At 41.1% G+C, this 10,318-nt stretch carries 10 protein-coding genes; 9 read left to right on the top strand and 1 reads right to left on the bottom strand.

The window, feature by feature from the left end:
• Positions 1-151 precede the first annotated feature (151 nt).
• On the bottom strand, positions 152-415 hold the full coding sequence (locus tag P767_RS0110155) for a DUF4834 family protein (protein ID WP_026764415.1): 264 nt from the start codon (positions 413-415) through the stop codon (positions 152-154).
• A gap of 162 nt (positions 416-577) precedes the next feature.
• Here P767_RS0110155 and P767_RS0110150 point away from each other — a divergent pair, with 162 nt between their 5' ends.
• From P767_RS0110150 to P767_RS16705, 9 genes are all read left to right on the top strand, one after another.
• Positions 578-1,048, top strand: a complete 471-nt coding sequence (locus P767_RS0110150; RefSeq protein ID WP_026764414.1) for a ribosome assembly cofactor RimP — start codon at positions 578-580, stop codon at positions 1,046-1,048.
• 20 nt (positions 1,049-1,068) lie between these two features.
• Positions 1,069-2,319, top strand: coding sequence for a transcription termination factor NusA (gene nusA / locus P767_RS0110145; protein WP_026750814.1), 1,251 nt, complete (start codon positions 1,069-1,071; stop codon positions 2,317-2,319).
• 75 nt (positions 2,320-2,394) lie between these two features.
• Positions 2,395-5,406 (top strand): translation initiation factor IF-2, encoded by a 3,012-nt coding sequence (gene infB / locus P767_RS0110140; protein WP_026764413.1) that lies wholly within the window; start codon positions 2,395-2,397, stop codon positions 5,404-5,406.
• A 117-nt stretch (positions 5,407-5,523) separates the two neighbouring features.
• Entirely contained in the window at positions 5,524-6,924 is a 1,401-nt protein-coding gene (locus tag P767_RS0110135; RefSeq protein ID WP_026764412.1) for a peptidylprolyl isomerase, read from the top strand.
• Positions 6,925-7,010: 86 nt separating this feature from the next.
• Positions 7,011-7,469, top strand: a complete 459-nt coding sequence (locus P767_RS0110130; RefSeq protein WP_026764411.1) for a MarR family winged helix-turn-helix transcriptional regulator — start codon at positions 7,011-7,013, stop codon at positions 7,467-7,469.
• A 43-nt stretch (positions 7,470-7,512) separates the two neighbouring features.
• Complete coding sequence (locus P767_RS0110125; RefSeq protein WP_026764410.1) at positions 7,513-8,232, top strand: pirin family protein; 720 nt, start codon at positions 7,513-7,515, stop codon at positions 8,230-8,232.
• 1 nt (position 8,233) lies between these two features.
• The gene (locus tag P767_RS0110120; protein WP_026764409.1) at positions 8,234-9,100 is read left to right on the top strand and encodes a pirin family protein; all 867 of its coding nucleotides are present in this window, start codon (positions 8,234-8,236) and stop codon (positions 9,098-9,100) included.
• 44 nt (positions 9,101-9,144) lie between these two features.
• Positions 9,145-9,672 (top strand): YceI family protein, encoded by a 528-nt coding sequence (locus tag P767_RS0110115; protein WP_026764408.1) that lies wholly within the window; start codon positions 9,145-9,147, stop codon positions 9,670-9,672.
• 47 nt (positions 9,673-9,719) lie between these two features.
• Positions 9,720-10,295 carry an NADPH-dependent FMN reductase gene (locus P767_RS16705; protein ID WP_051417284.1) on the top strand — a complete coding sequence of 192 codons (576 nt, stop codon included), beginning with the start codon at positions 9,720-9,722 and terminating at the stop codon, positions 10,293-10,295.
• Positions 10,296-10,318: the final 23 nt, after the last annotated feature.

Here is a 10,318-nt window from a genome sequence, read left to right as displayed (position 1 = left end):
GACGCTGTTTATAGACGATACCCTGAAAAATATTGAGGCTGCCAGTCAATTGGGTTTTCAGACCATTCACCTCCAAAGTCCTACCACGGTTCTCGACCTTAATTTAATTTGACTTCAGCTGTAAACGCTGCTGTAAAGGGAAGGGTTTGTTCTACTTAACTTCCTCAAAATCAAGGTAGTCGCCCTTGCTGGCTGTACCAGTATATGCACCATTCCCTGAACCAGGTGTTGGCTTTTGCTGGCTGGGATTTTGTCTGGTCTGAAATGCTTCTTGTTGCTGATAGGCTTGTTCTGCCTGCATTTCTGCCATTTTCTTTTTCAACTGGCTGGCGGTTCGGCTAACCGGTATTACCAGTCCAAAAATGAATCGGTACAAAAAATAGATGGCCAAACACCAGAATAATACTTTAAACATAAGGTTGTAAAACTACCGATAAAGCTTAAAACCGATTGTTAAATACTGCTAAAACACTCAATGCAGTAAAAATTTGGATTCTAGCCTATTTTTTGTATACCTTTGCAGTAAGCTAAGAAACAAAAGAAGGGAACGACTATCGTTCCCTTCTCCTTTTTTACTATGGCAACAGACAAAAATATAGCACAGATTGAAGCATTTCTGCAGACTTTGCTGGAAGAAGAACCCGGTTATTTTCTGGTTTCTATAAAAGTGAAGCCTACAGACAATATCAAAGTTTTTCTGGACGGCGACAATGGCCTTCCTATTGAGAAGTGTGTTTTCTTTAATAGAAAACTCTATCATATGATAGAAGAGGCTGGCCTTTATGAAGAGGGAGCTTTTTCACTAGAGGTTTCTTCTCCCGGGATTGACGAGCCGCTCAAATTAAAGCGCCAGTACCAGAAAAATATCGGCAGAACCATTCAGGTGGTTTTTAATGACAATACCATTAAGGAAGGGATACTGGAAACAGTTGCAGAAGCAGACATTATGCTACAATGCACCTCGGGTAAGGGAAAAAAGGCAGTAACAGAACAGGTACTTATTCCTTTTGAAAATATAAAATCAACAACCGTTCAAATTAAATTTTAGCAGAATAAAAAAACAGCGTTATGGCAAGTATAAACTTAATTGAAGCGTTTCAGGAGTTTAAAGACGCAGAAAATATTGATCGTCCCACGATGATGAAAGTGGTGGAAGACGTATTTAAAACCTTACTACGTAAGAAATTTGGCGCCGACGACAACTTCGACGTAATTGTAAACGCGGAAAAAGGTGACCTTGAAATCATCAGAAGAAGAATGATTGTAGAAGATGGAGAAGTAAATGATCCTCTTGCTGAAATTGCTTATTCAGAAGCTGCTAAAATTGAACCTGACTTTGAAGTTGGTGAGGAATTGTATGAAGAGGTTGATATTCTTGACTTCGGCCGCAGAGCCATTTTAGCTGCCAAGCAAACATTGGCAAGCCGAATCAGCGACCTGAAGAAAAACGTACTGGTTAAAAAGTACGGCGACCGAATCGGGGAAATCATCAGTGCAGAAGTTTACCAGGTTTGGAAGAAAGAAGTTTTACTACTTGACGAGGAAGGCAATGAGTTAATTTTACCCAAATCGGAGCAGATTCCTCAGGACTACTTTAAAAAGGGTGAAAATATCCGCGCAGTTGTTGCCAGAGTAGACATGAAGAACAATACACCGGTTATTATTCTTTCCAGAACCAGCCCATTGTTCCTGGCCAAATTGCTTGAGATTGAAGTTCCGGAAATTTTTGATGGCCTGATTGCTATCAAGAAAATTGTTCGTGAACCAGGCGACAGAGCGAAAGTTGCGGTTGAATCTTATGACGACCGTATTGATCCGGTAGGTGCCTGTGTGGGTATGAAGGGTAGTAGAATTCACGGAATTGTTCGTGAATTGAAAAATGAAAACATTGATGTTATCAACTTTACTACCAATATTCAATTGTTGATTCAGCGTTCTTTAACGCCTGCTAAAATCAGCTATATGGACCTGGACAATGAGAAAAAGCAGGCAAACGTTTACCTTAAAGCCGATCAGGTTTCATTGGCTATTGGACGCAGAGGTGTAAACATTAAGTTGGCTTGTGAATTAACCGGCTATGAGATTGATGTTTACCGCGAAGACGAAGAAATTACCGATGAATTTGATATTGATCTGGATGAATTCAGCGATGAAATTGAAACCTGGATTATTGATGAATTCAAGAAAATCGGTTGTGATACAGGCCGCAGTATCCTGAAGCTTACTGTTGATGAGTTAGAGCGTAGAACCGATCTGGAGCGTGAAACCATTGAAGAAGTAAGAAAAGTATTGCAAGAAGAATTTGATAGAGAAGAATAAGCAGCCAATAACCACGTATATTTGTCAAGTATGCGTGGCTTGATTGTTACGCATATTAGGACCCAAAAACAAAGAATGTCAGAACTGAAATTACCGAGACTGTTAGCAGCCGCCAAAGAATTCAACATTGGTCAGGATACCCTGATTGAATTTTTGGTGAAGAAAGGATTTAACAGAGATGACCTGAAGCCTACTGCAAAGCTTCAGGAAGACCATTATCGTGCCCTGCAGGCAGAATTCCAGGGCGATAAAGTTGCCAAGAACAAAGCTGACCAGGTAGAAATTCCAAAAGGTGGTCAAACCGAGGCAAAGAAGAAGAAAGACGAGGAAGAAATTACTTTCAGAAAAGAAGAGAAAAAGCCAGTTGCAGAACCTGTTGCTCCTCCGGTGCAGGCGGCAGTAGTTGCCAAAGAAGAAGTGCAGGAAAAAGAACCAGCACCTGTAGCACCGGCTCCAGTTACTCCGGAGCCAGTTGCTGAACAACCCAAACCAGCCCCGGCTCCGGTTGTTGTTCCGGTTCCGGAACCGCCGGTTGAAAAAGTGGCTGAGGCAGAAGTTGTTAAGCCAGAACCAACCACCATAGAAGGTCCGAAAGTGATTAATAAGATAGATTTATCTACTATTGATTCATCAACCCGACCCAAAAAGACGGCTAAGAAACCAGAACCAGTTGCTGAGAAAAAAGCAGAACCTGCAAAGCCAGCTCCGGCTCCGGCAGTTCCTGCCCCAGCCCCGGCAGCCCCTGTTGCCGTAGTGCCGGAACCTGCTCCAGCAGCTGTTCCTGCTCCCCCTACAGTGGAAACAGCGCCTACTATTGAAAATATTCGTGCTGAAAAACTGGAAGGCCCCAAAATTTTAGGAAAAATTGAACTTCCTGTTAATAGTGATACCCGTCCGAAGCCAATGGGCAGAGATGAGAAGCGCAAACGCAAACGTATTCCTGTTGATAAAAAGGGAGAACCCAATACCAATGTTCCAAAAGACGCAGAAGGAAGACCTTTAACCGGGCCTAATCGTCCTATTGTACCTGCCAGAAATAACAATGCCAATAGTGGCGGAGGCGGATTCAACAGAGGTGGACAAGGTCAGGGTGGATTCAATAGAGGTGGCCAGGGTGGCGGAAACAGAAGAAACGATAGAAATGCACCAAGAACAGAAGAAAAAGAAATAGATCAAAAAGCCATACAGGAAAAAATCAGGGAAACCCAGGCCAAGCTTGCCGGAACGGGTGGCCGAGGTAAGAGCTTAAAAGCAAAATACCGCAGAGCCAAGCGTGATGAAGCAGCTGAATCTATGGGTGAAGAAATGTCGGATGACAACAAACTACAGGTTACTGAATTTGTAACGGTAAGTGAGTTGGCCAACCTGATGGATGTAAGTTTTGCCGAAGTAATTGGTAAGTGTATGAACCTGGGTATTATGGTTTCTATTAATCAGCGTTTAGATGCTGAAGTAATTGAACTGGTAGCCAGTGAGTTTGGATTTGAGGTAGAATTTATTGGACTGGAAGACGTTGATGAATTGGAAGGAGATGACGAAGTGGATGATGAAGCTGATTTACAGGAACGTCCTCCGATTGTTACCATCATGGGTCACGTTGACCACGGTAAAACATCTTTGTTAGACTATATCCGTAACGCAAATGTAGTAGCAGGTGAAGCGGGTGGTATTACTCAGCATATTGGTGCTTATGAAGTAACCTTACCAAATGGTAAAGCCATTACCTTCCTGGATACGCCTGGTCACGAAGCCTTTACCGCCATGCGTGCACGTGGTGCCAAAGTAACTGATATTTCTATCATTGTAGTGGCTGCTGATGATGCGGTAATGCCTCAGACTAAAGAAGCCATCAGTCACTCTCAGGCGGCATCTGTTCCCATGATTTTTGCAGTGAACAAGATTGATAAAGACGGAGCGAATCCGCAGAAAATATACGAGCAACTTTCTCAGATGAACATTCTCGTGGAAGCATGGGGAGGTAAATTCCAGAATCAGGAATTGTCTGCCAAGCAAGGCTTAAATGTGGATCTGTTATTAGAGAAAGTATTATTAGAGGCTGAATTACTAGACCTGAAAGCCAATCCGAACAGAGAAGCTGTTGGTACTATCATTGAAGCTTCTTTGGATAAAGGAAGAGGGTATGTAGCAACCATACTGGTTCAGAATGGTACCTTACGTCAGGGTGATCTGATTGTTTCCGGACAATATTTTGGTAGAGTAAAAGCCATGTTTAATGAGCGTAATCAGCGCATTAATGAAGCACCTCCTTCTACACCTGTTGTTATCTTAGGTTTGAACGGTGCGCCTCAAGCGGGTGAGAAGTTCAAAGTATTTGAAGATGAGGCGGAAGCAAAAGAAGTAGCAACCAAGAGAGCGCAGATTTCCAGAGAGCAAGGACTTCGTGCCCGTAAACATATTACATTGGATGAAATTGGCCGTCGTTTGGCATTGGGCAACTTTAAAGAGCTCAATATTATCATCAAAGGGGATGTGGACGGTTCTGTGGAAGCATTGAGCGACTCTTTACAAAAACTAAGTACGGCAGAAATTGCTGTAAGAGTGGTATTGAAAGGTGTTGGTCAGATTTCTGAAAGTGATGTATTGCTGGCAACTGCATCTGATGCCATTATCATTGGATTTAACGTGCGTCCTTCCATGCAAGCCAACCGATTGGCCGATACTGAAGGAGTGCAGATTAAGCTTTACTCTATCATCTACCAGGCAATTGACGAAATCAAGAGCGCCATGGAGGGTATGCTTGAACCGAAGATCCAGGAAAAGATTACGGCTAACGTTGAAGTTAGAGAAGTATACAAGTTTGATAAAGCTACAGTGGCTGGTTGTTATGTACTGGAAGGTAAAATTGCCAGAAACAGTAAAATCAGAATCATCAGAGACGGTATTGTGGAATATCCGAAAGGGGAAGGCCAGAGTGCTGAACTGGGCAGCCTGAAACGCTTTAAAGACGATGTGAAGGAAGTATCTACCAATATGGAGTGTGGTTTAACCATCAAAAACTTCAATGACCTTAAAGTTGGGGATATAGTAGAAGCATTTGAAGAAGAAGAAGTGAAGCGTACTTTATAAATCGTAAACAAACATAAAGCCTCAAACCTGGTGTTTGGGGCTTTTATAATTTGTTAAAAGGTTTGGCAACAGCTGAAAACCATATTAGTTTGATTATTTTTGAATACTATGCAAGGGATGAACAAAATTGGAATGCTGCTCGCAATATTACTGTTTGCATTTGGCACAACAGCAGACGCGCAATCTAAAAAAGTGGTTGCTGATAAAATTATTGGACAGGTAGGTGATAAAATTATTCTTCGTTCAGATGTAATGAATACCATCGCCGATGCCAAACGACAAACGCAGGGTCAGGAAAATGTGATATTGCCCAATGAGTGTCAGGTTATGGAAGGCCAGCTGATAAGAAAAGCATTATTACTTCAGGCTCAGAAAGATTCCCTAAAAGTTGAGGATGATGAAATTGAAGCGGAATTAGACAATCGTATCCGTCAGACTATTCAACAGTATGGATCAAAAGATATTTTGGAAGAAATTGCCGGCAAAACGGTTTACCAGCTGAAAGATGATTTCCGGGAAGCATTCCGCGAACAGAAGCTGGCAGATCAGATGCAACGTAAGATTGTTGACAATATCAAAATTACTCCTACAGAAGTTAAACAGTATTTTAGTAAGATTCCAACAGATAGCCTTCCCTTCTATGAAAGCGAAGTGGAAATTAGTCAGATTGTGATGATTCCCAAAGCCAATAAAGATGTGGAAGAATATGTAGCCAAGCAATTGTACGATTACAAAAAGCAGGCTGAAGCACAGGGTCCAAAGAAGTTTGAGCAATTGGCTAAAAGTTTCTCTGAAGATCCGGGCGTTAAAGAAAATGCCGGTCAGTATACCTTAAACCGTAATGATAAATTCTGGGATCCTCCTTTTCTTGCGGGTGCTTTCCGTTTGAAAGAAGGCCAGATTTCACCTGTTATTAAAGGTAAGTTTGGGTTACATATTATCATGATGATCAGCCGCTCTGGTGATGAAGCCATTGTGCGTCATATTCTGCGAATCCCTCCCATTACTGAAGACGAGATTAAAGAAACAACAGCTAAACTGGATTCTGTTCGCGCACAGATTCAGGCAAACAAAATTAGTTTTGCTGAAGCAGTTAGCAAGTATTCCGACGATGAGAACAGTAAGTTCAGCGCTGGTTCTTTGGTTGGAAGAGATGGATCTACCTTCATTTCTTTGGATATGTTAGACAAAGACATGATACAGCCCATCAGTAAAATGAAACCCGGTGATATTTCTGCACCACAGGTTTATCAGGATGAGCGGGGCAGAAAAGTGGCTCGTATTGTTTATTTTAAATCAAGAAAAGATCCACATAGAGAAAACCTGAAAGACGATTATAATCGTATTGCGCAGCGTGCTTTAGAAGAAAAAAAGAATGCTACGCTTGAAAAATGGTTCAAGGATCGTATTCCCACCTATTATGTCTTAATCGACAATGAATTCAACAAATGTCCTGAGCTGGAGCAATGGAAACAGGCTGCTGCCAATGCGGCTGCCGGCAGAAAACAACAGGATTAATTAAGTTTTCAAACGCAATTTTTAAACAAAAAACCCAAAGGGAAAAAAATTTGGAAATTACATGTATATACATGTATCTTTGCATTGTGAAATTAGAACAAGCCATACAAAGCAATAAATTCAAGAATGAAATGCACAAAGCAAGTCTGAATATATTGTATACAGCTTGGTGGTTAAAGACGCAAATGAGTAAGGAATTAAAGGAATTTGGGTTAACACACGAGCAATACAATGTAATGCGAATATTAAAAGGCAAGTATCCTGAGCAGATGTGCGTGAAGGATATTAGTTGCAGAATGATCGAAAAAAGCTCTAATGTTCCCAGGATTATCGACAGACTGGTTTTAAAAAAGCTGGTAAAACGAGCGGATTCTCCTACTGATAAAAGAGAAACCGTAATTACTTTAACTCAGGCTGGAATTGCTGTGCTGGCTGCTTCTACAGAAAGCATTAATCAGTTAATGGAAGAAATGGTTCGGATTGAAACCAGTGAAGCACAGGAGTTAAATCGTTTATTGGAAAGAATGCGGGGAACGGAAGTGTAGTTTTTTTAATTTAATACATGTATATACACTTAAATAAATTTTTATGAAAACAGTTTTACATAAAGCCAATTCCAGAGGACATAACAGTTTTGGTTGGTTAAATAGCTATCACAATTTTAGTTTTGGTCATTACTATGATCCGGAAAGAATACATTTTGGTGCGTTGAGAGTATTGAACGATGATACTGTTGCTCCAGGCATGGGATTTGGTAAGCACCCACATGATAATATGGAAATTGTATCTATTCCTTTGTCCGGTGACTTACATCATCAGGACAGTACAGGAAGAAATGAAATTATCCGTCAGCATGATGTGCAGATTATGAGTGCTGGCACAGGTATTGCCCACAGCGAAATGAACGCAAACAAGAACAAGGAAGTAAAATTTCTGCAGGTTTGGGTATTGCCTAAGCAAATGAATATAGTTCCCAGATACGAGCAGAAATCATTTAATCCTGCAGACCGCCAGAATCAAATCTTAACTGTGGTTGCACCAGACAATAATGAGGCTGTTTGGATCAACCAGGATGCCTGGTTTTCTCTGGCCAGTTTTGATGCAGGAAGATCAGCCAGTTATGAACTAAAACAACCCGAAAGTGGTGTTTATGTTTTTGTAATTACCGGAAAAGCTTCCATTAATGGTATTGAATTGAATGAGCGGGACGGACTAGGTGTTTCTGATGTAAAGAATCTTGAAATTTTCGCTAATAGTCAAACCGAATTATTATTGATTGAAGTTCCCATGAACATTAATTTATCATAAAATGAAAAACAGAACAATCGAAACCATTGCCTACGGTCAGCCCATGGATATGGGAGGGTTCCCTATCCGTCAGGCATTGCCATCCAGCAAAGCAGATAGCATTGATCCTTTCTTGTTATTGCACCATGCTGTGCTAAAGGTTGATCCCAATATTGATGTTAAACACGCAGGGGTTGGTCCTCATCCGCATCGTGGTTTCTCTCCCGTCACTTTTATTTTTAAAGGAGGGGTGCATCACAGAGACAGTCGTGGTAACAGTCATGTGGTATATGAAGGGGGTACACAATGGATGAACGCAGGAATGGGTGTTATACACAGTGAAAGACCACCTGCTGATATTCAACAACTGGGAGGTGTTCAGGAATTAATTCAGTTATGGATTAATACACCCGCTTCTAATAAAATGGAAGAACCAGCCTATATCCCAGTTTCAAAAGAACAAACACCCATTGTGTTTTCAGAAGATAAATTGGCTGAAGTGCAGGTTGTAGCAGGAGAACTCAATGGTATAAAAGGTCCGATTGTTCCGCATACTTCCATTAATATGTTCACGATTCGTATGCAAAAAGGAGCGAAAATAGACATTCCATTTGCCAATACGCATAATGCATTCATCTATGTATTGGATGGATCCATTCTACTGAACACAGAGGAAATACCGGCGCATTATCTGGTTTCCTTTCATAAAGATGGAGACGGTATTTCAATTACAGCAACAGAAGAAACCACTTTATTAATGGGTACCGGTGAACCATTGAATGAACCTGTTGTTTCCCATGGACCCTTTGTAATGAACAACCAAACCCAGTTACTGGAAGCTTTCCGCGACTATCAAATGGGTAAAATGGGTGTGCTCATAGAGGAATAAATTATTTAAAAACCTTCATTATAAAACCAATAAAAATTACAACAATGGCTACTTACAAAATTGACCCAATGCACAGTGAAATCACTTTTAAAGTGAAGCACTTAATGATTACCAATGTTACTGGTAATTTTCAGCAATTTGACGCTTCTATGGAAGCAAACGCAGAAGATTTCAGCGATGCTGCAATCAGCTTCGAAGCGGATATCAACAGTATTTCTACTGGAAACGAACAAAGAGATACTCACCTGAAAAGTGATGACTTCTTTTCTGCTGAACAATTCCCTAAACTAAGCTTTAGATCTACTTCTTTTACCCATAAAGGGGGATCAGACTATGTTTTAAACGGAGACTTAACAATTAAAGGCAACACCAAGCCGGTAAGTCTGAATGTTGAATTTGGCGGAAGAATGACCGATTTCTATGGTCAGGATAAAGCAGGATTTGAAATTTCCGGTAAAATCAACAGAAGTGAATTTGGCTTAACCTGGAGCGCTGTAACCGAAGCAGGCGGCGTTGTGGTAAGTGATGAAATTAAGTTAAACCTGGCTGTTCAAATGGTTAAGCAAGCATAGTCTTGTTTTACCATTGAACCCTTAGCCTGAAAGAATGTTATAGTTATATGCAAATTGAAATTATTTCCGGAAGTCCAAGAAAAGACAGTGTTACCTATAGAATTGCACTTCACTTACAGGAGTATCTGCGTAAGCACACAGATCATATGGTTGGAATTATTGATGTGAGAGAGTGGAAACTGCCCTTGCTGGAGACTGTATTTTCGTCTGTAGACCAAACACCCGAAGCTTTTAAGCCTTTGGCAAAAAGAGTTTTTGCAGCCAATGCCTTTATTCTGGTTACTCCGGAATACAATGGTAGCTATGCTCCGGCATTGCAAAATTTGCTGGATCATTTTCCCAAGCAAAGCAGAAAAGCTTTCGGTCTGGTAACCGCTTCTGTGGGTGCCATGGGTGGAATGCGTGCTTCTCAACAATTATTGTTGCTGGTTCCAGGTCTGTTTGGAATAGCTTCTCCGCATATGCTGATTGTTCCTCAGGTAGATAAAAAGTTTGATGCCACTGGTCAATTGTCCGATCCGGGATTCCAGGGTGCGATTGATAATTTTGTGAGGGAATTCTTATGGCTGGCCGGTAATTTACTACCCGAAGCGGTGGCAGATAAACGAACCGTATATAATTAATTTTTAAAAGGGTGGCGGAGTTG

The sequence above is a fragment of the Sediminibacterium salmoneum NBRC 103935 genome, assembly GCF_000511175.1.
Lineage (GTDB): Bacteria > Bacteroidota > Bacteroidia > Chitinophagales > Chitinophagaceae > Sediminibacterium > Sediminibacterium salmoneum.
Note: the sequence above shows the minus strand (reverse complement) of the source record. Positions and strands in the feature narration are given on the sequence as shown.

Bases quoted from the DNA above. Each gene is read 5' to 3' on its own strand.
- P767_RS0110135 (WP_026764412.1), top strand. From the start codon at position 5,524: ATGAACAAAATTGGAATGCTGCTCGCAATATTACTGTTTGCATTTGGC.
- infB (WP_026764413.1), top strand. From the start codon at position 2,395: ATGTCAGAACTGAAATTACCGAGACTGTTAGCAGCCGCCAAAGAATTC.
- P767_RS0110115 (WP_026764408.1), top strand. From the start codon at position 9,145: ATGGCTACTTACAAAATTGACCCAATGCACAGTGAAATCACTTTTAAA.
- nusA (WP_026750814.1), top strand. From the start codon at position 1,069: ATGGCAAGTATAAACTTAATTGAAGCGTTTCAGGAGTTTAAAGACGCA.
- P767_RS16705 (WP_051417284.1), top strand. From the start codon at position 9,720: ATGCAAATTGAAATTATTTCCGGAAGTCCAAGAAAAGACAGTGTTACC.
- P767_RS0110155 (WP_026764415.1), bottom strand. From the start codon at position 415: ATGTTTAAAGTATTATTCTGGTGTTTGGCCATCTATTTTTTGTACCGA.
- P767_RS0110150 (WP_026764414.1), top strand. From the start codon at position 578: ATGGCAACAGACAAAAATATAGCACAGATTGAAGCATTTCTGCAGACT.
- P767_RS0110125 (WP_026764410.1), top strand. From the start codon at position 7,513: ATGAAAACAGTTTTACATAAAGCCAATTCCAGAGGACATAACAGTTTT.
- P767_RS0110120 (WP_026764409.1), top strand. From the start codon at position 8,234: ATGAAAAACAGAACAATCGAAACCATTGCCTACGGTCAGCCCATGGAT.